At 58.9% G+C, this 22,838-nt stretch carries 20 protein-coding genes; 11 read left to right on the forward strand and 9 right to left on the reverse strand.

Annotated elements, in window-relative coordinates; genetic code table 11:
• Positions 1-136: 136 nt before the first annotated feature.
• Together rpmA and rplU are read right to left on the reverse strand one after the other, a co-directional pair.
• Positions 137-412 (reverse strand): 50S ribosomal protein L27, encoded by a 276-nt coding sequence (gene rpmA / locus ACA044_RS26180; protein WP_007901871.1) that lies wholly within the window; start codon positions 410-412, stop codon positions 137-139.
• Positions 413-447: 35 nt separating this feature from the next.
• Positions 448-762 carry a 50S ribosomal protein L21 gene (gene rplU / locus ACA044_RS26185; protein ID WP_007901869.1) on the reverse strand — a complete coding sequence of 105 codons (315 nt, stop codon included), beginning with the start codon at positions 760-762 and terminating at the stop codon, positions 448-450.
• A 240-nt stretch (positions 763-1,002) separates the two neighbouring features.
• Between rplU and ACA044_RS26190 the strand changes: the two genes are divergently transcribed.
• The 3 genes from ACA044_RS26190 to ACA044_RS26200 all read left to right on the forward strand — a co-directional run bounded on the left by ACA044_RS26190 (position 1,003) and on the right by ACA044_RS26200 (position 2,894).
• The gene (locus tag ACA044_RS26190) at positions 1,003-1,971 is read left to right on the forward strand and encodes a polyprenyl synthetase family protein (protein ID WP_497443914.1); all 969 of its coding nucleotides are present in this window, start codon (positions 1,003-1,005) and stop codon (positions 1,969-1,971) included.
• 117 nt (positions 1,972-2,088) lie between these two features.
• Entirely contained in the window at positions 2,089-2,430 is a 342-nt protein-coding gene (locus tag ACA044_RS26195; protein WP_007901863.1) for a zinc ribbon domain-containing protein YjdM, read from the forward strand.
• A gap of 206 nt (positions 2,431-2,636) precedes the next feature.
• Positions 2,637-2,894 (forward strand): PA4570 family protein, encoded by a 258-nt coding sequence (locus tag ACA044_RS26200; RefSeq protein WP_007938432.1) that lies wholly within the window; start codon positions 2,637-2,639, stop codon positions 2,892-2,894.
• 149 nt (positions 2,895-3,043) lie between these two features.
• On the opposite strand, the gene bamJ is transcribed toward ACA044_RS26200, so the two are convergent.
• The 3 genes from bamJ to ACA044_RS26215 form a co-directional block, all read right to left on the reverse strand.
• Positions 3,044-3,661 (reverse strand): BamJ family beta-barrel-assembly machinery protein, encoded by a 618-nt coding sequence (gene bamJ, locus ACA044_RS26205; RefSeq protein WP_007901858.1) that lies wholly within the window; start codon positions 3,659-3,661, stop codon positions 3,044-3,046.
• A 130-nt stretch (positions 3,662-3,791) separates the two neighbouring features.
• On the reverse strand, positions 3,792-4,085 hold the full coding sequence (locus tag ACA044_RS26210; protein WP_497443915.1) for a DUF6482 family protein: 294 nt from the start codon (positions 4,083-4,085) through the stop codon (positions 3,792-3,794).
• 227 nt (positions 4,086-4,312) lie between these two features.
• Positions 4,313-4,801 (reverse strand): TIGR00645 family protein, encoded by a 489-nt coding sequence (locus ACA044_RS26215; RefSeq protein WP_007901849.1) that lies wholly within the window; start codon positions 4,799-4,801, stop codon positions 4,313-4,315.
• 159 nt (positions 4,802-4,960) lie between these two features.
• On the opposite strand from ACA044_RS26215, the gene ACA044_RS26220 reads away from it, so the two are divergent.
• On the forward strand, positions 4,961-6,793 hold the full coding sequence (locus ACA044_RS26220) for a hypothetical protein (protein WP_497443916.1): 1,833 nt from the start codon (positions 4,961-4,963) through the stop codon (positions 6,791-6,793).
• 5 nt (positions 6,794-6,798) lie between these two features.
• Here the strand turns inward: ACA044_RS26220 and ACA044_RS26225 are convergent, their stop codons facing one another.
• Together ACA044_RS26225 and ACA044_RS26230 are read right to left on the reverse strand one after the other, a co-directional pair.
• Entirely contained in the window at positions 6,799-7,140 is a 342-nt protein-coding gene (locus tag ACA044_RS26225; RefSeq protein ID WP_497443917.1) for a PA4575 family protein, read from the reverse strand.
• A 236-nt stretch (positions 7,141-7,376) separates the two neighbouring features.
• Complete coding sequence (locus ACA044_RS26230) at positions 7,377-9,815, reverse strand: Lon protease family protein (protein WP_497443918.1); 2,439 nt, start codon at positions 9,813-9,815, stop codon at positions 7,377-7,379.
• Between the two features lie 276 nt (positions 9,816-10,091).
• On the opposite strand from ACA044_RS26230, the gene ACA044_RS26235 reads away from it, so the two are divergent.
• The 4 genes from ACA044_RS26235 to ACA044_RS26250 all read left to right on the forward strand — a co-directional run bounded on the left by ACA044_RS26235 (position 10,092) and on the right by ACA044_RS26250 (position 13,669).
• Positions 10,092-10,580 (forward strand): DUF3015 domain-containing protein, encoded by a 489-nt coding sequence (locus ACA044_RS26235; protein ID WP_497443919.1) that lies wholly within the window; start codon positions 10,092-10,094, stop codon positions 10,578-10,580.
• A 107-nt stretch (positions 10,581-10,687) separates the two neighbouring features.
• Entirely contained in the window at positions 10,688-12,541 is a 1,854-nt protein-coding gene (locus ACA044_RS26240) for an Lnb N-terminal periplasmic domain-containing protein (RefSeq protein WP_497443920.1), read from the forward strand.
• A 205-nt stretch (positions 12,542-12,746) separates the two neighbouring features.
• A complete protein-coding gene (locus ACA044_RS26245) occupies positions 12,747-13,103 on the forward strand; it encodes a hypothetical protein (RefSeq protein WP_007938453.1) in 357 nt (118 codons plus the stop codon).
• Positions 13,104-13,174: 71 nt separating this feature from the next.
• Positions 13,175-13,669, forward strand: a complete 495-nt coding sequence (locus ACA044_RS26250; RefSeq protein ID WP_497443921.1) for a GreA/GreB family elongation factor — start codon at positions 13,175-13,177, stop codon at positions 13,667-13,669.
• Between the two features lie 156 nt (positions 13,670-13,825).
• Here ACA044_RS26250 and ettA read toward each other — a convergent pair whose 3' ends face one another.
• Positions 13,826-15,490, reverse strand: a complete 1,665-nt coding sequence (ettA, locus tag ACA044_RS26255; RefSeq protein WP_497443922.1) for an energy-dependent translational throttle protein EttA — start codon at positions 15,488-15,490, stop codon at positions 13,826-13,828.
• A gap of 285 nt (positions 15,491-15,775) precedes the next feature.
• On the opposite strand from ettA, the gene ACA044_RS26260 reads away from it, so the two are divergent.
• On the forward strand, positions 15,776-19,624 hold the full coding sequence (locus ACA044_RS26260) for a sensor domain-containing protein (protein ID WP_497443923.1): 3,849 nt from the start codon (positions 15,776-15,778) through the stop codon (positions 19,622-19,624).
• 264 nt (positions 19,625-19,888) lie between these two features.
• Positions 19,889-21,142: a serine hydroxymethyltransferase gene (gene glyA / locus ACA044_RS26265; RefSeq protein WP_030129473.1), complete on the forward strand. Its 1,254-nt coding sequence runs from the start codon at positions 19,889-19,891 to the stop codon at positions 21,140-21,142.
• A gap of 72 nt (positions 21,143-21,214) precedes the next feature.
• Here the strand turns inward: glyA and ACA044_RS26270 are convergent, their stop codons facing one another.
• Positions 21,215-21,481, reverse strand: a complete 267-nt coding sequence (locus ACA044_RS26270; RefSeq protein WP_497443924.1) for a hypothetical protein — start codon at positions 21,479-21,481, stop codon at positions 21,215-21,217.
• On the opposite strand from ACA044_RS26270, the gene ACA044_RS26275 reads away from it, so the two are divergent.
• Positions 21,480-22,793 (forward strand): C4-dicarboxylate transporter DctA, encoded by a 1,314-nt coding sequence (locus ACA044_RS26275; protein WP_497443925.1) that lies wholly within the window; start codon positions 21,480-21,482, stop codon positions 22,791-22,793. The genes ACA044_RS26270 and ACA044_RS26275 overlap by 2 nt on opposite strands.
• The last annotated feature ends 45 nt before the right edge of the window (positions 22,794-22,838 follow it).

The raw sequence follows: 22,838 nt of genomic DNA on the forward strand, positions 1-22,838 counted from the left end.
CAAAAATGAGCGCAGCGACCTCAATCAACGACCGCCAATACAGCGCTGGAGCCCATCACAAACAGCTTTGCAAGAGACTCACCCCACAAACGAAAAAGCCCCGTCGCAAGACAGGGCTTTTCCAGCAACTACGTAATTATGCCGCGACGACGTCAGTCTTCGGGACAATGCTCACGTAACGACGACCGAAGGCGCCTTTTACTTCGAACTTGATCACGCCGTCGATTTTAGCGAACAGAGTGTGATCCTTGCCCATGCCAACGCCGTAGCCAGCGTGGAATTGGGTGCCGCGCTGACGCACGATGATGTTGCCCGGAATGATAACCTGGCCGCCATACATCTTCACGCCAAGGCGTTTGGCTTCTGAGTCGCGACCGTTACGGGTACTACCACCAGCTTTTTTGTGTGCCATGAGTTCAATTCTCCTAGTGAGGAATTAGGCTGAAATTAAGCCTGAATACCGGTGATTTTGATCTCGGTGTACCACTGGCGGTGGCCCATACGCTTCATGTGGTGCTTACGGCGACGGAACTTGATGATGCGGACTTTATCGTGACGACCTTGGGAGATCACTTCAGCCACAACGGTAGCGCCAGGAACAACTGGAGCGCCGATATTCACGTCGTCGCCATTGGCAACCAACAGAACGCGATCAAAAGTCACGGATTCGCCGGTAGCGATTTCCAGTTTTTCGATCTTCAGGTATTCACCTGGGGCGACCTTGTATTGCTTGCCACCAGTAACGATTACTGCATAAGACATGGTATTTCTCCGATAATCCTGCTCACCCAGCTCTTTATAAGAAGAGGTATTGGCTGGCATGGCTGCATGGGGCTGGAAGGCCCGCTTGCAATTGCGTAAGGCAGGTGCTGCCCAGGAAGTTCAGGGTGCGCGATTGTACGCAAGCTGCCTGGGCGTTGCAAGTGGCCGTCCATCGCGCCTTGACACCCGCCGACGTGGGTCCTAGCATGCCGCGCAACCCTTCTGGAGCAACTGTCACTGATGCAACCCCAAGCTTTCTACCGCGCGGTGGCGGACGATTTTAACGCCGTCGACGGCATCATCAAGAAGCAGCTGACTTCCCGAGTGCCGCTGGTATCGAAAATCGGCGACTACATTACCTCGGCTGGCGGTAAACGCCTGCGCCCGTTGTTGGTGCTGCTATGTGGCAAGGCACTGGGCCGCGAAGGCGATGACCTGCGTCTGCTGGCCGCGACCATCGAGTTCCTGCACACCGCCACCCTGCTGCATGACGACGTCGTCGACATGTCCGGCATGCGCCGTGGCCGCTCGACCGCCAACGCCATGTGGGGCAACGCGCCGAGCGTGCTGGTGGGCGATTTCCTGTATTCGCGCTCCTTCGAAATGATGGTCGAACTGGGCTCCATGCCGGTGATGAAAATCCTTTCGCAAGCCACGCGCATCATCGCTGAAGGCGAAGTGTTGCAACTGTCGAAGGTTCGCGACGCCAGCACCACCGAAGAAACCTACATGGAAGTCATCCGCGGCAAAACCGCGATGCTCTTCGAAGCCTCGACCCACAGTGCCGCGGCCCTGGCCGGTGCCTCGCCGGAACAGAGCGAAGCGCTGCGTACCTTCGGCGATCACCTGGGCGTGGCCTTCCAATTGGTCGACGACCTGCTGGACTACCGTGGCGACGCCGAAACCCTGGGCAAGAACGTCGGTGACGATCTGGCCGAAGGTAAACCGACTCTGCCACTGATCTACACCATGCGCGAAGGCACTCCGGAGCAGGCCGCACTGGTTCGTCAGGCGATCCAGAAAGGTGGCATCGAAGATCTGGAAAGCATTCGCGAAGCCGTCGAAGCTTCCGGCTCACTGGATTACACCGCGCAACTGGCCCGCGACTACGTGGCCCGTGCGATCAAGTGCCTCGACGCCCTGCCCGCCAGCGAATACCGCGATGCGTTGGTGGAATTGAGTGAGTTTGCGGTAGCCCGCACGCACTGACAACCACCATCCCTTGTGGGAGCGGGCCCGCTCCCACAGGATAATCGCTTCACCCCCCTCCCCTAAAAACCCTATATAATGTGCGCTTTTTAGCCATCCTGAATCCAAGGAGCCTTAGTGAGCACGTTGCCACCCTGCCCGAAATGCAATTCCGAATACACCTATGAAGACGGCGCGCAGCTGATCTGCCCGGAGTGCGCCCACGAATGGTCCGCCAGTGGTGAAGCCGAAGTGGCGTCCGATGACACCGTGAAAAAGGATTCGGTCGGCAATGTCCTGCAGGACGGTGACACCATCACCGTGATCAAGGACCTCAAGGTCAAAGGCACGTCGCTGGTGGTCAAGGTCGGCACCAAGGTCAAGAACATCCGCCTGTGCGATGGCGACCACGACATCGACTGCAAGATCGACGGCATCGGCCCGATGAAGCTCAAATCCGAGTTCGTCAGAAAAGTCTGAACTTGCTGTATTCCATCCCGCGCCCGGCGCGGGATGGTGCTCCGCTCTCCCCCGCTTCGCCCAATCTTTCCTCGCAATAGCCAAACGCCAGCCGTTTTGACCTTACGCAATCTTTACCCATAAAAAAATACAAACTGCCAATAGGCCCTTGCTATTTGATGAATAAGAATTATTCTCATTGAAACCAATCAATGGAGATGAGACCCATGACTTATTTGATCGATGCCTGGCTGGACCGACCACATCCTTACCTCAGGATCCTGCATCGGGAAACCGGGGAAGTCTGTGCGGTGCTTGAAGAAGAAGCCTTGAACGAGCTGCAGGATCAGGGTGATCTGGACGTCAACGGCCTGAGTTCCAGTGAGCCGGTGGTACTCAAGGAACTGGTGCGTAATCTGTTTCTGTTCTGCTATGCCCGGGCGTTGCGCCCGACGAATGAGCTGCATAACAAGATCGAGATATGAGTAACACTGTAAATCTCTGTAGGAGCGAAGCTTGCTCGCGAAACAGGCAACTCGATTTGAGCTTGAAACCGAGTTGATGCCCTCGCGGGCAAGCCTCGCTCCTACAGGATTACAGGATTACAGGATTACGGGATTACGGGATTACAGGATTACAGAACGTCGAGCAGTTCGACGTCGAATACCAGTACGCTGTGCGGCGGAATGCTGCCAACGCCTTGAGCGCCGTAAGCCAGTTCGCTCGGCACGTACAGACGCCATTTGCTGCCGGCGTTCATCAGTTGCAGGGCTTCGGTCCAGCCAGCGATGACGCCGCCAACCGGGAATTCTGCAGGCTGACCACGATCGTAGGAGCTGTCGAACACAGTGCCGTCGATCAGGGTGCCGTGGTAGTGAGTGCGCACTTGATCTTCACGGGTCGGCTTGGCGCCTTCGCCTTGGGTCAGTACTTCGAATTGCAGGCCGGAAGCCAGGGTGGTGATGCCTTCGCGCTTGGCGTTTTCAGCCAGGAAAGCCAGACCTTCGCCAGCAGCGGCTTCAGCCTTGGCTGCAGCTTCGGCTTGCATGATTTCGCGAATCACCTTGAAGCTGGCGGACATTTCTTCCTGACCCACACGGCTTGGCTTGCCGGCGAACGCGTCAGTCAGGCCAGCCAGGATCGCGTCCAGGCTCACACCCGGTGGCGGGTTGTCACGCAACTGGTCGCCCAGCTGACGGCCGATGCCGTAGCTGACGCGGGTTTCGTCGGTGGACAGATTTACTTCGGACATGACACTGCTCCGCTGTGCGGACGGCCCTGGAACTTGCCGTGCGTACACAGCGCATCCCGGAGCGCCCGGAATCAAAAGGGCGAGCAGACTAGCACAGATGCCGTCACGTTGATGAGCGGTGTCAGCGCTGTTACACAGAACGGAAGGTGCTCGGTACTTTCGGGCTTTCCTCGGCGCTGGCACCGCACATTTCGTCATGAGCCGGGGTATGTACAACGTTGAATGACTTGGGACAGGCGTGAAGCACTTCACGCGCATGCTCGACCGAGCGCAGCTGCAATATCTCGCCATGGGCATCGAGCAATGGATACGCCGCGCCATGCATCCGAGATTCCAGCACGTAGAACACGCCTTCCATCGAGATCAGGTTCAGCTCATCGATCTTTCCGGCGATGGCATACGCATTCAATTCTTGCAGAGTCATAAGCGCACCTCACGCTGTGGCGAGCCAGGATCTCTACATGGATATGCCTCGACGGGCCAAAGTACAAGCTACAAGCGACACCGCCCGTCTGTTTCACACCGCTTCTTGTAGGAGCGAGCGGTGCGGCGATCCGACTTGCCCGCGAAGGCGGCGTAACAGGCAACACTTATATCGACTGACACGGCCTCTTCACGGGCAAGCCTCGCTCCTACAAAGGATTGTGCAGATCAGTGCTTGGTCAGCTTGTCCAGATAGCCCATGGCAAACGCCGACACCACGAAGGTCATGTGAATGACCACGTACCACTTCAAATGCTCGGGATCGACGTTCTTGGCGTCCATGAAGATCCGCAGCAGGTGGATGGACGAAATCGCCACGATGGAAGCCGCGACCTTCATCTTCAACGAAGACGAATCCATGGTGCCTAGCCAGTTGAGCTTTTCCTTGCTGTCGTCGATATCCAGTTGAGAAACGAAGTTCTCATACCCGGAGATCATCACCATCACCAGCAAGCCGCCCACCAGCGCCATGTCGATCAGCGACAGCAGGACCAGAATCAGATCCGACTCGGCCATCGAGAACACGTTAGGAATGACGTGGAAGACTTCCTGGAAGAATTTCAGTGCCAACGCCAGCAAGCCCAGGGACAAACCGAAATAGATCGGCGCCAGTAACCAGCGGGAGGCGTACATTGCATTTTCGATAAAGCGTTCCATTGAATCTCACACAAGGGGCTGGAAATGGCGGCGAGTATAACAGCCACCTGTTACACCCAGAAACCGCCGGAAAATCCGCAACCTGCGTGTGTGTGACAAAGTTTTTCTGCTAGTGTCCAGATCATTGACAGGTCAGCGACGTCGGGCGGGAAGACTGGAATGGATGTGCGATTGCCTTTAACGAGCGCCGGACTTTGCCTCGCATTGCTGCTTGGTGGTTGTTCACCCAGCGATGAGAAACGCCAGGTCAGCCTCGAAGAAAAGACCGCGCAGTTCGAACAGTCCCTGGAGGCGATCGAGGATCCGAAACTCAAGAATGCCGTGGCCGAGCTCGGTGGTTCATTGTTATTGCTCGAGCGCGCGCAACTCAAGCTCGACAGCAAACCGGTGGTGACCGAATACGGCGAAGACGCCCTCGCCATGCTCAAGCACTACCCCACGCCCCAAGCGCTGGTCGACACCTACATCAACGGCCTGTTCGTGCTGCACAAGGAGTCCAGCTCGGACTACCTGACCGACCTGCAACCGGTATTTCCCTTCAACTTCAACACTCCAGGCGCGTTTCTGTTTCCTCATGGCCTGGAATGGCAATCGGTGACCCTGAGCAACAAGCGCGTCATCGCGTTTCAGCCGGAATGGTCGGAAACCGATCCCGGCATTCAACTGAGCCCGTCGAGCTCCAACCTGACCAACCCCGATGATTTGACAGTGACTTACCCCTTCATCGAAGGCCTGGATGTGGACAAGCAGAGCCAACCACAACCGGTGAGCCTGCAAGGCAAGGTGGAAGTCATCGCCCCGCGCCGGCTCTACAGCTTCGACCTGACGAAAAAGGACATCGGACAGACTCGCACCAACGACAATCTCAGTGTCACCCTGCTGAAGCTTGAAAAAAACCATGCCGAAATCGAATTCAGTAACAGCGCACCACTGCCCCCCGAGGTCCGCGATACATCGCTCAACCCGCTGATCGTCCAGGCCAGGGACGCCACCGGGCAATTCCTCTCTCGCTCTGGCGCAATCAACGAAACCGCCGCGCAAATTGCGTTCTATCAAAAACAACTGGCGCAAATGCAACAGCAGAAAGCCTGGAGTGAAGCGTTCGAAAAACAGCTTGATGACGATCAGCGTGCATTTGAAAAGCAACAAACCCGGCATTACACCAAGGTGTACTTCAATGGGCCGATCGAGACCCTCGAAGTCAGCCTGCTGGACTTCTCGACGGTCACGGTGACCCACAAGGACCTGGACTTGCCGGTACGCCGCTTCGACCCGCACACCACGGAAAAAACCCTCCAGCCACTGACCTTGCCGGTGGTGGTGGTGTATGACGACCAGGCCGCGACCTGGCTCAAGGGCGCAACGCTGAGCGAGGAACAACTGAAAAAGAGCATCAGCATCAGCCAGTCGGTCGATGACCCTAGCGCCGCGCGCATCGAGTTCTATCACCCCAGAAGCTTCAATGACGAACTGCTCGGCACCTCTTTCAATCCCGGCGAAAGCCCGGTGACGTTCTTTACCCAAGACAGCAAAGGCCAGCGCGATGGGCCGATCGAGTTGCCACCAGAGGCCTACCAGATCGACCCGCTACGCAGCAACATTACCTATGACCTGAATCTGTTTGCAGAAACACCGGCCTATGCAGTGGGCTCAATGCCGCTGTTCCTGGCGACTGTCGACCAGCAATCGTACGACGCCCGCCAATTGCCCAAAGGCCTGGAGCTCAAAGGGAATGCGTTGGTGGTGGATTTGAAGCTGTTTGCGGCCCAGGACTGGCGTTTTTTCGCCAAGGACGACAGTGGCAACTATCTGAAGGAGATTCTTTCAGTCAGCCACGACGCGAGCGCGCAAGGCCCGGCGCTATTCGCTGTGCATTACTTCTATGGCCAGCCCACACGTCTGGAAACTTATCAGCGAACCAACCTCACCACCGTGCAATACGGTTTCGAGGTCAAACTCGACAAGGCTGAGTCAGGCAATCTTGATCAATAGCCTGTTCAGTGCTCGGGCCGAAATTCGGGGCCGCCAAGGTTGCGGTAACGACCACCGTTGATCTCTCGCAATTGGGCTTGTAGATGCAGGCACCAGATTTGCGGGTCATCGGCCAGCTCGTAGCCATGCAGGGTCAGACTTTCAACGATGGTGTCGAGGATCGATTCAGCCACGACCGGCCCACGGAACGGCCCTTGGGCCTTGATGGCTGAAGGTTGTTCGCCGGCCATTCCGGCGGCAAAAAGCAAGGTCCACATGCCCGTATCCCCCGCCAATGGGCGGATGGCACATTCGATACGGGTCACAAGACCCAGGCATTGACGGGTGAGACAGAGGTTGCGCGACATGGCGGCGACCCTCGGTAGATCCGGTATTCAGCCTCCACGGGAAGGCTGTCTCGATCCAGTGATAACTGTCGATATCCTTGAGCAGAGAATAGAAGAAAAGTTCGGCCCGCACGCGAACCGAGACCAGAAGGCGCCGAGTGGTCACCGTGTGAATATTGACGCCATTTTGACGGCGCTTTTTTTTGCATTGAATACAAACCCTGTGGGAGCGAGCCCGCTCCCACATGGGGGTTGCGTCAGGCCGGTTTGATTTCCAGCATTGCTTCCTGCGCCAACTCCTTTTCGGCCTCCTTGAGGTCTTCGTCGCTGATCATTTCCGCGATCACCCGCAAGCGTTCCACCACCCGCGCGTTGACGCTACCCTCAGGGAACTGGCCGTCCTCATTCGGCTCACCAGCCGGCTCGCCGACCAACAGGCTCAAGGCCTCGTCGGCCTGGCGCACCGCATAGACATGGAACTGCCCCGCGCGTACCGCCGCCAGCACCTTCTCGTCGAGCATCAGCGTGGCGACGTTAGCCTGAGGGATGATCGCCCCTTGCTCGCCCGTCAAACCGCGGGCTTCGCAAAGTCGGAAGAAACCTTCGATCTTCTCGTTGACCCCACCCACCGCCTGTACTTCACCGAACTGGTTGATCGAACCGGTAATCGCAAAGCACTGCTTGAGCGGGGTTTTCGACAAGGCCGAGATCAGCGTGCATGCCTCGCCCAGAGAAGCGCTGTCGCCGTCGACATAACCGTAGGACTGCTCCAGGGCGATGCTCGCGGAAATCGCCAGCGGGAATTCCTGGGCATAACGGCTGCCCAGATACCCGGTGAGGATCATCACGCCTTTGGAGTGGATCGGCTGGCCGAGGTTGACCTCGCGCTCGATGTCGACGATGCCGCTACCACCTGGATAAACCGTGGCGGAAATCCGCGCCGGTATCCCGAAGGCCGAATCACCGACTTCCAGCACCGTCAGTCCGTTGCACTTGCCGACAGCTGCGCCATCGGTGTCGATCAGAATGATCCCCGCCAACATGTCATCGAGAATCCGTGCCGAAACGCGCCCGGTGCGGGTCGCCTTGGCCTTGAGCGCACGCTCGATGTGCCCGGCGTCGGTCATGTCGTCACCCGCCAGGTCACGAATGAAATCCGCCTCGCTGACCAGTTGGAACAAATCGCCGATCCGCGCCGACAGACGCCCCTGATGTTCTGCCAGACGCGCGCTGTAAGTCGCCAGGCGCGCCACCGCATCGGCGGTCAGCGGCGCCATGCCTTCCTCGGACGTACGGGTTTTGAGCAACTGGGCGAACTGCTCCAGACTCTCGTCGACCATCGGGATGTCTTCATCAAAATCCACCAGGACACGGAACATCTCCTGGAAGTCCGGATCGAGGTCTTGCAACGTGTAGTAGAGCTGCCGGGCACCGATGATGACGACTTTGACCTGCAACGGAATGTGTTGCGGTGACAGCGTCACGGTGGCCAGACGGCCCAACTCACCCAGCGGCGATTCCATTTTCAGCTTGCGCGATTGCAAGGCGCGCTTGAGCGCATCCCACACGAACGGCTCACTGAGCATTTTTTCCGCTTCGAGGATCAGGAAACCGCCGTTGGCCCGGTGCAACGCACCCGGTCGCAGCTGCCGATAGGTGGTGTAGAGCGCGCCCTGATCGGTGCTGTATTCGATGCGACCGAACAGGTTGTCGTAGGTCGGGTGCGGCTCGAACACCACTGGCGCGCCGCCGTTGGCCGGATGACCGACCACCAGACTCGGGGCGTATTGCTCTTCGAGCATTTTACGGGCGATGGCGTCGGTCTTGCCGTCGTCCACCAGTTGCTCGACCACCGTCTTGAGCAGGTAAACCTGCATCGCTTGCAGGTAACCGCAGACGCCTGCGTTTTCCGCGTACTTTTCCGACAGCGGCGCGAGCAATGGCTGCAAGGCCAGGGTGATGGTTTCTTCGTTGAGCTGACGCAGTTGATTGCTCGACTCGCGCTTCCATTGCGGCAGGCTGGCGAGTTCTTCGTTCAGCCGCTCTTCCAGCCCGGAAATGTCGTCATGAAAGCGTTCGCGCTCGGCTTCCGGCAACTGGGCGAACTCAGCCTCATCCAGTGCCTTGCCTTCGCTCATCGGGGTGAAGGCGATGTTGCTGCTGTCGCGGTAGAGCGCGACCTCTTTCTCCAGCGCCAGACGTTCGATCACATCCAGTGCACGGTCATAACGCTGGTTGAAAGCGCGGTCGATGGCGCTTTTTTTCTGCTGATAGGACGGGTGCTCGAACACGGCCGGAAAGGTCGCCAGCAGGTTGTCGATCAAGCCGTTGATGTCGCCGATGAAAGCCCCGGCGGTGCCCGACGGCAATTCCAGGGCACGAGGCTCGCGCGGTTCATCGAAATTATTGACATAGACCCAGTCCGCCGGGGTCTGCAGGCGTTTGCCTTCGGCCTTGAGGTAGCGTTTGACGAACGAAAACCGGCCGGTGCCGGGCTCGCCCATGACGAACACGTTGTAACCGGGGCGTGGCATGGCCACACCGAACTGCAAGGCTTCGACCGCACGTTCCTGGCCAAGCACACCGCGGAAGGGCTCCAGATCATTGGTGGTGGAGAAGCTGAACTGTTCAGCGGAAAACGGACGGGTCAGCGCTTCAGGCGCTAGACGCAAGCTGGCAGCAACAGGATCAGGCATCGGGCTTCCTTACATCAGGCGGGGCAGATAGCGGCATTCTGGCGCTGCCCGCACCTCACTGGCAAGGCGCGCCTCAAGCCAAAGCTTAGACAAATCGTCAGCTCCGGGCCGAGCGGGTCAAAATCAATGTTTTCAAGGAATGTTTCGCAAAAGGTTACGCAACCCCCGGAACATGCCTAAACTCCAAACCGCGCGGCTGGAACTAATAACCGGCCCACTGGCGCCATTAGGGGCCAGCACCCTGTCCATTGGTATGCACACAAAGAGAACATAGCTATGAAACGGATTCTTCTCGGTACTCTCTTCACCGCTGTATCCATCAACGCCATGGCTCAGGCGCCAGGCGGCCCGGACTGTGGTTGGGGCAACCTGCTGTTCGAAGGTCAACGTGGCACCCCAGCACACTTCCTGGCATCCACCACCAACGGCACTTCCGGTAATGCAACCTTCGGTATGACCTCCGGTACCAACGGTTGCTCGACCAATGCGTCGCTGACCTATGGCGGAAAATCCTGGATTGCCATGAATGGCATGATGAACGAGCTGTCTGAAGACATGGCTAAAGGTCAGGGCGAAGCGCTGACCACTTACGCAGTGGTACTGGGCGTGGCGCCGGAAGACCGTGCGCATTTCGCCGCGGTGACTCATCAGCACTTCCAGCAAATCTTCAGCAAAGCTGATGTGACCGCTGAAGACGTGCATACCAACACCCTGGCCGTGCTGAAAAGCGACCCTCGTCTGGCCAAGTACGCCACTCAAGCTTAAGCTCGACCGGCCCGCTCCCTTTGGGGAGCGGGTTTTATTTTTTGAACCTGGCCCTTTTTTGGCCTGCCCCTTTGGGTCTTTGTTTCTTTCGACTTAAGTTGCCCACTATGCTCAAACGCCTTGCCTGGCTGGCGCTCTGTGTCTGCGCCCCGCTGTCCGCCGCGCCATACATCGACAATCAACGTTTGCAGCAACTGGCCAACACCCCCTTCTGGATTTCCCTGGGTCATTACGAAACCGCCAAGCTCGGTGGCTGGCGCAGTTATGTCAGCGACAAAAAATTCTTTCTCGCCCCCGATGGCAACGAACACCCCGACCATGAGCTGGCGGCGACCGTGCAGGCACTGTATGCCCCTGCCAGTGCCGGCGAGCAGCATGCCCAATGCGTCTATCCGGCCCGCACCCGCTGGCTCAAGGCGCAACTTGAGCTGAGCAATCTGCCGACGCCGGACTGTGCTGAGTTCAAGCAATGGTTCAAGGACGTTTCGCCCCACAGCGCGGTGATGATTTTCCCGGCGGCCTACCTGAACAGCCCGTCGTCGATGTTCGGCCACACCTTGCTGCGCATCGATCAGGCCGGTGTGCAGAGCGACAAGACGTCGCTGCTCAGTTACGCGATCAACTTCGGTGCCTACATCGAAGGTTCGGACAACAGCATTCTGTATGCGTGGAAAGGCTTGATGGGCGGCTACCCAGGGCTGTTCGCGCTGGTGCCGTATCAGGAAAAGCTCTCGGAATACCGCAGCCTCGAGAACCGCGATCTATGGGAATACCGCCTGAACCTGACCCAGCAAGAAACCGAGCGCATGGTCGAGCACGTCTGGGAACTCAAGCAGATCCAGTTCGATTACTTTTTCTTCGACGAAAACTGCTCCTACCGCCTGCTTGAGCTGCTGCAAGTGGCGCGTCCGAGCCTGCATTTGACCGAGAAATTCCCGTTGACCGCGATCCCCACCGATACGGTCAAAGCGGTGAAAGAGGCCGGGCTGGTGGAATCGATCGAATATCGCCCGTCCCGTGAACGTGAGCTGCTGAGCCGTGCCGAGCCATTAACTTCCGAAGAGCAGGATTGTGTGCTCAACGTCAGCGCCGATCAGAAGCAACTACAGAATCCGGCGTTCAAGGCTCAACCTCGCGACCGTCAGGCGTTGATCATCGATGCGGCCTATCGTCTGGAACGCTATCGCGCCAACGGACAGGAACGTGATCCGCAACGGGCGCAGCGCAGTTTCGAACTGCTGCGCGCAATCAATCAAAACCCGCCCCCGGAACTGGAGATACCGCAACCCGGCCTGCCCGAAGACGGCCACGAGTCCCGCACCTGGCAGGCTGGCATCGGCACCCGGGGCGACCAGGCCTTCGGCGAATATGGCCTGCGCATGGCCTATCACGACCTCAATGACAACGCCGAAAGCTTCCCCCTCGGCGCGCAGATCGAAATCCTGCAGATGAAGCTGCGTCAGTACGAAGGCAATGACTGGCAATTGCAGCAACTGGATCTGGCGACCATCCGCTCGCTGACTCCTCGCAATGAATTGTTGCAGCCGCTGTCGTGGCAAGTCACCGGTGGCCTGGAACGTGTACCGGGCAAGCATGATGACGAAACCCTGGTCAGCCATGTCAACGGTGGTGGCGGCGGAACCTGGCAACTGGGTGACGACATGCTCGGTTTCGCCTTGGGCACCGTGCGCGTGGAACATAACAACGACTTCGCGGGTTTCATCGCCCTGGCGGCGGGCTTCAACAGCGGCCTGCTGTGGAAAAACCCGCTGGGCAACCTCAGCCTGGAAGCCAAGGGCGATTACTTCACCAATGGCGAAGTGCGCCGCAGCGTGAGCCTTAACCAGCAGTGGGAACTGTCGCGAAATCTGGGTGTGCGCCTGAGTGCTCAACGCGAATTCAGCCACCTGGCCTCCCCCGAAAACGAAGTGATGCTTGAGGTGAAGTGGTATCACTATTGATCTGCCCCCTGTGGGAGCGAGCCTGCTCGCGATGAGGCCATCACATTCAACATCCATGCTGCCTGTTCCACCGCCATCGCGAGCAGGCTCGCTCCCACAAGGGATTTGCGCTACCCCACAGATTAATCACAAGCCTTTCACATACACCCGACAAATCCGCTTCTAGACTTCCCTTATAGGCCGTTGAACGGCCCAGGAGTCCGAGATGTGGCGTTGCGTGGGTGTGTTGGGGTTGTTGGTTTTGATCACAGGGTGCCAGTCGACCCATGAGGATCTGATCGCCAAGGGTTATCCGCCGGCGTTCGCCGATGGCTTCGATGACGGTTGCAGCAGTGGCCGGCAAGCCGCCGGGGCGATCACCGGCGAGTTTCGCAAAAACGTCCCGCGGTACCTCAAGGACAAGCAATACGCCGAAGGCTGGACCGATGGCTTTCGCCAGTGCCAGGCCATGCGGGAAAACGAGGATCGCAACGAGTACAGGGAACGCCATTGGGATGAGCGCGAACGGGCCTGGCAACAACAGAAAGACCGGGACGCCGCGCGAGCCTATCGCTCGCAATAAGTCGTTTACAGACATTCGTCGAAACTTAAAGCCTGCGACCATGGCCCAACCCCCTATAACGGGAGAAAAACATGAGTCGCGCCTTCGTCAATGAAGATAACGCCGCCGCGCAAGCCGATCAGCCAGTCGAACGGCAGGTCAGCGCGCAGCCCAATTACGTCACGCCAGCCGGTCTCGCGCAGCTTCAGGCGAAAGTCGCCGAGCTGCAAAATCTGCTCGACGAGGAAAGTGCCAAAGGTGACCTGGCCGATAAGCAGCGTCAGGCCGACCTCGATCGTGACTGGCGCTACTTCAAGCAACGCCTGCAAAGCGCCCAGGTGGTCGCACAGGCCTCCTCGATCGACAAAGTGCAGATCGGCAACTGGGTGACCTTTGCCGACGAACACGATCATGAGCAGCGCGTGCAATTGGTCGGAGAAGACCAGGCGGATGCCGCCCATGGGTTGATCAACTGGAGTTCGCCGCTGGGGCGGGCACTGCTCGGGGCGCAGGTGGGCGATGAAGTGTTGTGGAAGCGGCCGGCGGGGGATTTGGTGATTGAGGTGTTGGCCATAGAGGCGGGGTGACCTTCAGACCGTCTTCGCGGGCAAGCCTCGCTCCCACAGACGGTGATATCCATAGGAGCGAGGCTTGCCCGCGAAGGCCGCGACTCGGTCTTACTGAATACCCATAAAAAAAACGGAGCCCCGAAGGGCTCCGTTTTTTATCCAGCCAACCTGAAATCAGGCCAGTTTCTTGTGCCGTACACGGTGCGGCTGGGAAGCCGCTTCGCCGAGGCGTTTCTTGCGATCGGCTTCGTACTCGGTGTAGTTACCTTCGAAGAACACCGCTTGCGAGTCGTCTTCGTACGCCAGGATGTGAGTCGCGACGCGGTCAAGGAACCACCGATCGTGAGAGATCACAATGGCGGCGCCCGGGAAGTCCAGCAAGGCTTCTTCCAGGGAACGCAGGGTTTCAACGTCGAGGTCGTTGGACGGTTCGTCGAGCAGCAGGACGTTGCCGCCCTCTTTCAGGGTCAGGGCCAGGTGCAAGCGACCACGCTCACCACCGGACAGGTCCTTGACGAACTTCTGCTGATCGCCACCCTTGAAGTTGAAGCGACCGACGTAGGTGCGCGACGGGATCTCGTAGTTGCCGATGCGGATCTGGTCGGAGCCTTCGGAGATCTGCTGGAACACCGTCTTGCTGCCGTCGAGGTCTTCACGGCTCTGATCGACGCACGCCAGTTGCACGGTTTCGCCGACTTCGATGGAGCCCGAATCCGGCGTTTCCTTGCCCATCAGCATGCGGAACAGGGTCGATTTACCGGCACCGTTACCGCCAATCACGCCAACGATGGCGCCTTTAGGCATGGAGAACGACAGGTTGTCGATCAGCACGCGATCGCCGTAGCCCTTGGAGACGTTCTTGAACTCGATGACCTTGTCACCCAGGCGCGGACCGGCCGGGATGTAGATCTCGTTGGTTTCGCTGCGTTTCTGGAATTCCTGCGACTGCATTTCTTCGAAGCGTTGCAGGCGAGCCTTGGATTTGGACTGGCGGGCCTTGGCGCCTTTGCGCACCCACTCCAGTTCTTCCTTCATGGCCTTTTCGTGGGCCGACTGCTGCTTGGATTCGGCCGCCAGACGATCGGACTTGGCTTCGAGCCAACCCGAATAGTTGCCCTCGTACGGGATACCGGCGCCGCGGTCGAGCTCGAGGATCCAGCCGGCAACGTTGTCCAGGAAGTAACGGTCGTGCGTGATCGCGACCACGGTGCCCGGAAAATCGTGCAGGAAGTGCTCCAGCCAGGCGACGGAATCGGCGTCCAGGTGGTTGGTCGGTTCGTCGAGCAGCAGCATGTCGGGTGCGGACAGCAGCAGACGGCACAGGGCCACACGACGTTTTTCACCACCGGACAGGAATTCGACCTTGGCATCCCAGGCCGGCAGGCGCAGCGCATCGGCGGCGACTTCCAGTTGGCGATCCAGGTTGTGGCCATCGCTGGCCTGCAGGATGGCTTCGAGCTTGGCCTGTTCGGCCGCCAGTTTATCGAAGTCGGCATCCGGCTCGGCGTAGGCCGCGTAGACCTCGTCCAGGCGCGCCTGGGCGTCCTTGATCACGCTGACCGCTTCCTCGACCACTTCACGCACGGTTTTGGCCGGGTCCAGAATCGGTTCTTGTGGCAGGTAGCCGATGTTCAGGTCCGGCATCGGACGGGCTTCGCCATCGAACTCAGTGTCGACGCCGGCCATGATTTTCAGCAGCGTGGACTTACCAGAACCGTTGAGGCCGAGGACGCCGATCTTGGCGCCGGGGAAGAACGACAGCGAAATGTTTTTCAGGATTTCCCGCTTCGGCGGAACAACTTTGCCCAGCCGATGCATGGTGAAGACGTATTGAGCCATGGAGAACCTAGGGTCAGTGACTGATGAATTAAAGCGCGGGCGAAGCCCGGGCCAGGCCATGCGCAGTGCAAGCGATTGATTAATCTCAATACCGGCGCGCGGAAAAAGCCTGAGTTTAGGAGCTGGAACGCTCCCGCGTAACGGGCAAAGCTACCTGATTGACGGAAGGCAGTCCAGCCGAGAGTGACTGGCACTTCGCCACAACTCAAGGCATGCTAGCCGCCCTCCGGGCGTCCGGCTTATAGTGCACGTCGCGCCAGTCCAGCCATATCGCAGGATTACAGTTTGTCTAATGTCTCTCCGCCATCGTCCGTGAGCGCACTTAATTCTGCGACCGGCTCGCCCCTGCGCGGAACCTTGAAGGGTGCGCTGGCGACCCTCGTGCTATTGCTGGTCGCACTGCTGTTCTGGCAACTGCTGGATCAACTTCGCGAAACCCAGAAAAACCAGCGCCAGTACACCATCGACAACACCGCCGATCTGGCTTCGCAAGTCAGCCTGAACATGGCACTCAATGCCCAGATCGCCCTCAATCTGCTACCGATCATCGAACAACCGCAAAGCGCCGACGAACAGCAGGCGTTGCTGCTCAAACTGCAACAATCGCTGCCTGACTTGCGCAGCCTGGCGCTGCTCAGTCCCTCCGGAAAAATCCTCAGCGACAGTGCCGCCGACAGCCAGGACGCCAACTACCTGAGCGAACTGGTCCAGCGCAGCCGCGCCCAAGCCCACTATTTCAGCAATGCCGACGAAGGCTCGGTGGTGCACCTGCTCCTGCATCAGGCCAGCGGCAGCAGCCGCGGTTATTGGGCCCTGCGCTTGACGCCTGCGTTTTTCGCCTCACTGACCAAACAGGGCGACGTCGGCATCCGCCCCCAGTGGCTGGTGGAAAACCGCATCAATCATCAAATCATCAGCCGCGATGACGCCCAGCCCTCGGCCAAACCGACCGTGCTGACACCCGATGAACTGGCCAACAGCGTGCTGACGGTCCCCCTGAGCAGCAGCGACTGGCAATTGCGCGGGCTGTTCGACCAACAAAGAGTGATCGAACAACTGCTGCCGGCGTTCATCGGCAAATGCCTGCTGGGCCTGGCCTTTTCCCTGTTGCCGTTCATCGTTCTGCTGAACATTCGTCGCCGTCAACGCCAGTTGCACGAAGGCCGCCGACGCTACCAGGACATTTTCGAAGGCACTGGCGTTGCGCTGTGCGTGCTCGACCTGTCCGGGCTCAAAAATGTTTTCGACAAGGCTCAACTCAACAGCAGCGAGCAGTTGAAGACCTGGCTCGATACACCGGAGCAACGCCAGCAACTGCTGCAGGAGTTGCGCATCACCGAGGTCAACCAGGTCGCCCTGCAACTGCTCAATGTCAATTCCTGCGATCAAGCCTGGAAACTGTTGATCGACGGCTGTCCGCTGGACTGCACGGCCATCGGCAATCAAGTGCTCGACGCGGTGCTCCACCAGCAGAAACAGCTTGAGCTGGAAATCAAACTCCAGGACGCCAATGGCCGCGACCAGCATTTGTGGCTGGTGCTGCGCCTGCCGGAAGATCAGGCCGACTACAGGGCGGTGATCCTGAGCATCAGCGACATCACCAGCCGCAAACTCATCGAGTTGTCGCTGCTGGAGCGCGAAGGGTTCTGGTCCGACGTGGTGCGTACCGTACCGGATCACCTGTATGTGCAAGACGTAATCAGCCAGCGGATGATCTTCAGCAACCATCACCTGGGGCAGACGCTGGGTTACAACCGCACCGAACTGCACCAGATGGGCGAGTATTTCTGGGAAATCCTCTTGCACCCCGAGGACGCCGACTACTACCACCGCTCGCGCCAGTCCCAGCGTCACGCCGGTTACACCCAATTGATGCAATGCCAGCTGCGTTTCCGTCATCGCGATGGCAAATGGCGGCGTTTCGACATTCGCGAACAGGCCCTGGCGCGGGACAAGCACGATCAAGTCACGCGCATCATCGGCGTGGCCAAGGACATCACCGAGCAGATCGAAGCCAGTGAGTCCCTGCGCGACAGCGAGCAGCGTTACCGGATGCTTGCCGAAAGCATCAGCGACGTGATTTTCTCCACCGACAACAAGATGTCGCTCAACTACGTCAGCCCCTCGGTGCAAGCCGTGCTGGGCTTCGACGCCGACTGGATATTCCAGAACGGATGGCAATCGACCATCGCCAACCCGCAACAACTGACCGGCATCTACAGCCTGCTGGACCGGGTCAGCAAAGCGCTGGATAAACCCGAAAAATTGGCACTGCTGCGCAGTCAGGTGCAGACCCAGCTGTTTCTGTTCGACTGCCTGCGGGCCGACGGGCGCAAGATCCCCATCGAGCTGCGTCTGGTGCTGGTCTGGGACGAACACGGCGCCTTCGAAGGCGTGCTCGGGGTCGGTCGCGACATCAGCCAGCAACGCCGGGCCGAGAAAGACTTGCGCATGGCGGCCACGGTATTCGAGCACTCGACCTCGGCGATTCTGATCACTGACCCGGCTGGCTACATCGTCCAGGCCAACGAAGCGTTCAGTCGCGTCAGCGGCTATGCAGTTTCCCAGGTTCTCGATCAACTGCCGAATATGCTCACCGTCGATGAGCAGCAGGAAGCCCATCTGCGTTATGTGCTCAAGCAATTGCATCAGCACAGCACCTGGGAGGGCGAAGTCTGGCTCAAGCGACGCAACGGCGAGCATTACCCGGCCTGGGTCGGTATTACAGCGGTGCTCGACGACGAAGGCGATCTGGCCAGCTACGTGTGTTTCTTCAGCGACATCAGCGAGCGCAAGGCCAGTGAGCAACGGATTCACCGCCTCGCCTATTACGATGCCCTGACCCACCTGCCCAATCGCACGCTGTTCCAGGATCGCCTGCACACCGCGTTGCAATCGGCTGAACGGCAGAAGTCCTGGGTGGTGCTGATGTTCCTCGACCTGGACCGCTTCAAGCCGATCAACGACTCCCTGGGCCATGCCGCCGGCGACCGCATGCTCAAGGAAATGGCCACGCGCCTGCTCGGTTGCGTCGACGAGGACGACACCGTGGCGCGCATGGGTGGCGATGAGTTCACCTTGCTGCTGCAACCGCGGGTCAACCGGGAAATCGCGCTGAACCGGGCGATTCACGTGGCCGAACAAATCCTCGCCAGCCTGGTGAAACCGTTCGTCCTGGAAGGCCGCGAATTTTTCGTCACCGCCAGTATCGGGATCGCCCTGAGCCCTCAGGACGGCAGCGAACTCAGTCAGCTGATGAAAAACGCCGACACGGCGATGTACCACGCCAAGGAGCGCGGCAAGAACAACTTTCAGTTCTATCAGGCTGACATGAATGCCAGCGCCCTCGAGCGTCTGGAACTGGAAAGCGACTTGCGCCATGCCCTGGAGCAAAACGAATTCGTGCTGTACTACCAGCCGCAATTCAGCGGCGACGGCAAACGCCTGACCGGCGCCGAAGCCCTGCTGCGCTGGCGCCACCCTCGTCGCGGTCTGGTGCCGCCGGGGGATTTCATTCCGGTGCTCGAAGAACTCGGTCTGGTGGTGGATGTCGGCGACTGGGTGATCAGCGAAGCCTGCCGTCAGCTCAAGATCTGGCACCAGACCAAAGTGCGGGTGCCGAAGGTCTCGGTGAATATTTCGGCCCGGCAGTTCTCCGACGGACAGCTTGGCACACGGATCGCCACCATCCTCAAGGAAACCGGCCTGCCGCCGGCGTGCCTGGAGCTGGAGTTGACCGAAAGTATTCTGATGCGCGAAGTCAGCGAGGCGATGCAGATTCTCGCCGGGTTGAAAAACCTCGGCCTGAGCATTGCGGTCGACGACTTCGGCACCGGTTATTCATCGCTCAACTACCTCAAGCAATTCCCGATCGACGTGCTGAAAATCGACCGCACCTTCGTCGACGGCCTGCCCTCGGGTGAGCAGGATGCGCAAATTGCCCGGGCGATCATCGCCATGGCCCACAGCCTCAATCTGGCGGTGATCGCCGAAGGCGTGGAAACCCACGAGCAACTCGACTTTCTGCGTGAACATGGTTGCGATGAGGTTCAGGGCTATCTGTTCGGCCGACCGATGCCGGCCAGTCGATTCGAAGCGCAGTTCAGCAATGATGCTTTGTTCATGTTGGACTGAAGAGGAACTACTGTGGCGAGGGGGCTTGCCCCCGTTGGGCCGCGAAGCGGCCCCAAAACCTGCGATGACAATTCTTCAGACAAACCGCATTCGCGCAAATTACGACTGCTTCGCAGCCGAACGGGGGCAAGCCCCCTCGCCACAAACACCGTAAATCCTGCGCATGAACACCACTTGTCTGCGACATGATGTCCTTTCATATGCCATCTAAAACCCATTGAGTTAGAATGCCCCCCTTTTCTGCCCCGATCCTTGAGGACCGCCATGTTCAGCCGTGATTTGACTATTGCCAAGTACGACGCCGATCTCTTTGCCGCCATGGAGCAAGAAGCTCAGCGCCAGGAAGAACACATTGAGCTGATCGCTTCGGAAAACTACACCAGCCCTGCGGTGATGGAAGCTCAAGGCTCGGTACTGACCAACAAGTACGCCGAAGGTTACCCGGGCAAGCGCTACTACGGCGGTTGCGAGTTCGTCGACGTGGTCGAGCAACTGGCCATCGACCGTGCCAAAGAGCTGTTCGGTGCCGATTACGCCAACGTTCAGCCACACGCCGGTTCGCAAGCCAACAGCGCCGTTTACCTGGCCCTGCTGCAAGCAGGCGACACCATTCTGGGCATGAGCCTGGCGCACGGCGGTCACCTGACCCACGGTGCCAGTGTTTCGTCCTCCGGCAAGCTGTACAACGCCGTTCAGTACGGCATCGACGCCAATGGCCTGATCGACTACGACGAAGTCGAGCGCCTGGCCGTTGAGCACAAGCCGAAAATGATCGTGGCCGGTTTCTCTGCCTACTCGCAGATCCTGGACTTCCCACGCTTTCGCGCTATCGCCGACAAGGTTGGCGCTTACCTCTTTGTTGATATGGCTCACGTTGCGGGGCTGGTCGCCGCTGGCGTCTACCCGAACCCGGTGCCTTTCGCTGACGTGGTGACCACCACCACCCACAAGACCCTGCGCGGTCCACGTGGCGGCCTGATCCTGGCTCGCGCCAATGCCGACATCGAGAAGAAGCTGAACTCCGCGGTATTCCCGGGCGCCCAGGGCGGCCCGCTGGAGCACGTGATCGCTGCCAAGGCGATCTGCTTCAAGGAAGCGCTGCAGCCTGAGTTCAAGGCCTACCAGCAACAAGTGGTGAAAAACGCCCAGGCCATGGCCGGCGTGTTCATCGAGCGCGGTTTCGACGTGGTGTCGGGCGGTACTCAGAACCACCTGTTCCTGCTGTCGCTGATCAAGCAGGAAATCTCCGGTAAAGACGCCGACGCCGCGCTGGGCAAAGCGTTCATCACCGTGAACAAAAACTCGGTACCGAACGATCCACGCTCCCCGTTCGTCACCTCCGGTCTGCGTTTCGGTACTCCGGCTGTGACCACTCGCGGCTTCAAGGAAGCAGAGTGCAAAGAGCTGGCCGGCTGGATCTGCGACATCCTGGCTGACCTGAACAACGAAGCGGTGATCGACGCCGTTCGTGAGAAGGTCAAGGCTATCTGCAAGAAGCTGCCGGTATACGGCGCTTAATCAGCCCGCAAAACCGCAGCAAGGAAAAACCGGCCAACGTGATGGCCGGTTTTTTTTCGTCCGCCATAAAGCTTAAAAGATCGCAGCCTTCGCAGCGCCTACACGTGTACGTAATCCCATGCAGGCGCTGCCGAAGGCTGCGATCTTTTGAGCTTCAACGGGACCGGCATAACTGGTCAGACCGGTCATGCCAATTTTTCTTTTTTCACTTGTAATCCCGAAAATACTCAGCATAGACTGCGCCTGCACTGGACATACCGGTAAGACCACAATAATTAAGTCCTGAATCTGATGCGCTTCGCGCACGGCAGCCAGGACACCGACCAGGATTCCTCCCATGCTCAGATGGTGCTCGCGTTCAATCTTCCTCCAAGTGGTTCTCGGACTGATGCTCGGCATCGTCTGCGGGCTGACCCTTCCCGAATACTCCGCCCAACTCAAACCCCTCGGCGACGGCTTCATCAAACTGATCAAGATGCTCATCGGTCTGATCGTTTTCTGCGTGGTGGTCAGCGGCATCAGCGGTGCCGGCGACCTGAAGAAGGTCGGACGCATCGGCCTGAAATCGGTGATCTACTTCGAAATACTGACCACCATCGCGCTGGTGATCGGTCTGGTGTTCGCCTTCACTACCGGCATCGGCAGCGGTGCGAACATTCATCTGGAGCAACTCTCCGCCGCCGACATGGGCGATATCACCCAGCGCGGTCAGCACATGCACACCACCACTCAGTTCCTGATGAACCTGATCCCGACCTCGGTGATCGGCGCCTTCGCAGAGAACAACATTCTGCAAGTCCTGCTGTTTTCGGTGCTGTTCGGCAGCGCGCTGAACCTGGTGGGCGAAGCGGCGTCGGGCATTTCCCGGCTGATCAATGAGCTGAGCCACGTGATCTTCCGCATCATGGGCATGATCGTGCGCCTGGCGCCGATCGGCGTATTCGGCGCCATCGCCTTCACCACCAGCAAATATGGCCTGGACTCGCTGCAACACCTGGGCAATCTGGTCGGCCTGTTTTATCTGACCTGTGTGGCGTTCGTGACGCTGATTCTCGGCCTGGTGATGCGCCTTTCGGGCCTGAAGATGTGGCCGCTGCTCAAGTACCTGCGCGAAGAACTGATGATCGTCATGGGCACAGCCTCTTCCGATGCCGTGCTGCCGCAAATCATGCGCAAGCTTGAGCATCTGGGCATCGGCAGCTCCACGGTCGGGTTGGTGATTCCGACCGGGTACTCGTTCAACCTTGATGGTTTTTCGATCTACCTGACCCTGGCCATTGTGTTCATCGCCAACGCCACCGGCACGCCGCTGGCCATGACCGATCTGCTGACGATTCTGCTGGTATCGCTGATCACCTCCAAAGGTGCCCACGGTATTCCCGGCTCGGCCTTGGTAATTCTCGCGGCAACCCTGACGGCCATCCCGGCGATTCCGGTGGTGGGTCTGGTACTGGTGCTGGCAGTGGACTGGTTCATGGGCATCGGCCGGGCGCTGACCAACCTGATCGGCAACTGCGTCGCCACCGTGGCCATCGCCCGTTGGGAAAAAGATATCGATATCCAACGGGCGAACAAGGTGTTGTCCGGTCAGGTGGGTTATACCTTCCAGCCGAGAAAACCGGTCGCCCCGGCACATCAACAGGAATTCTAAAACATGGAGTGCCTGCCCACGGGCAGGCACATTCGTTACGACTTG

It is taken from the genome of Pseudomonas sp. LBUM1673, assembly GCF_059695645.1.

What these genes read in the sequence shown, in the direction of transcription:
- ACA044_RS26210 (WP_497443915.1), bottom strand. Translation starts at nt 4,085, where the DNA reads ATGACTCTGCAAGAATTGAATGCGTATGCCATCGCCGGAAAGATCGAT.
- ACA044_RS26220 (WP_497443916.1), top strand. Translation starts at nt 4,961, where the DNA reads ATGGATGTGCGATTGCCTTTAACGAGCGCCGGACTTTGCCTCGCATTG.
- ACA044_RS26240 (WP_497443920.1), top strand. Translation starts at nt 10,688, where the DNA reads ATGCTCAAACGCCTTGCCTGGCTGGCGCTCTGTGTCTGCGCCCCGCTG.
- ACA044_RS26250 (WP_497443921.1), top strand. Translation starts at nt 13,175, where the DNA reads ATGAGTCGCGCCTTCGTCAATGAAGATAACGCCGCCGCGCAAGCCGAT.
- ACA044_RS26190 (WP_497443914.1), top strand. Translation starts at nt 1,003, where the DNA reads ATGCAACCCCAAGCTTTCTACCGCGCGGTGGCGGACGATTTTAACGCC.
- ACA044_RS26275 (WP_497443925.1), top strand. Translation starts at nt 21,480, where the DNA reads ATGCTCAGATGGTGCTCGCGTTCAATCTTCCTCCAAGTGGTTCTCGGA.
- ACA044_RS26230 (WP_497443918.1), bottom strand. Translation starts at nt 9,815, where the DNA reads ATGCCTGATCCTGTTGCTGCCAGCTTGCGTCTAGCGCCTGAAGCGCTG.
- bamJ (WP_007901858.1), bottom strand. Translation starts at nt 3,661, where the DNA reads ATGTCCGAAGTAAATCTGTCCACCGACGAAACCCGCGTCAGCTACGGC.
- ACA044_RS26215 (WP_007901849.1), bottom strand. Translation starts at nt 4,801, where the DNA reads ATGGAACGCTTTATCGAAAATGCAATGTACGCCTCCCGCTGGTTACTG.
- rplU (WP_007901869.1), bottom strand. Translation starts at nt 762, where the DNA reads ATGTCTTATGCAGTAATCGTTACTGGTGGCAAGCAATACAAGGTCGCC.
- ACA044_RS26235 (WP_497443919.1), top strand. Translation starts at nt 10,092, where the DNA reads ATGAAACGGATTCTTCTCGGTACTCTCTTCACCGCTGTATCCATCAAC.
- ettA (WP_497443922.1), bottom strand. Translation starts at nt 15,490, where the DNA reads ATGGCTCAATACGTCTTCACCATGCATCGGCTGGGCAAAGTTGTTCCG.
- ACA044_RS26225 (WP_497443917.1), bottom strand. Translation starts at nt 7,140, where the DNA reads ATGTCGCGCAACCTCTGTCTCACCCGTCAATGCCTGGGTCTTGTGACC.
- ACA044_RS26270 (WP_497443924.1), bottom strand. Translation starts at nt 21,481, where the DNA reads ATGGGAGGAATCCTGGTCGGTGTCCTGGCTGCCGTGCGCGAAGCGCAT.
- glyA (WP_030129473.1), top strand. Translation starts at nt 19,889, where the DNA reads ATGTTCAGCCGTGATTTGACTATTGCCAAGTACGACGCCGATCTCTTT.
- ACA044_RS26245 (WP_007938453.1), top strand. Translation starts at nt 12,747, where the DNA reads ATGTGGCGTTGCGTGGGTGTGTTGGGGTTGTTGGTTTTGATCACAGGG.
- ACA044_RS26200 (WP_007938432.1), top strand. Translation starts at nt 2,637, where the DNA reads ATGACTTATTTGATCGATGCCTGGCTGGACCGACCACATCCTTACCTC.
- rpmA (WP_007901871.1), bottom strand. Translation starts at nt 412, where the DNA reads ATGGCACACAAAAAAGCTGGTGGTAGTACCCGTAACGGTCGCGACTCA.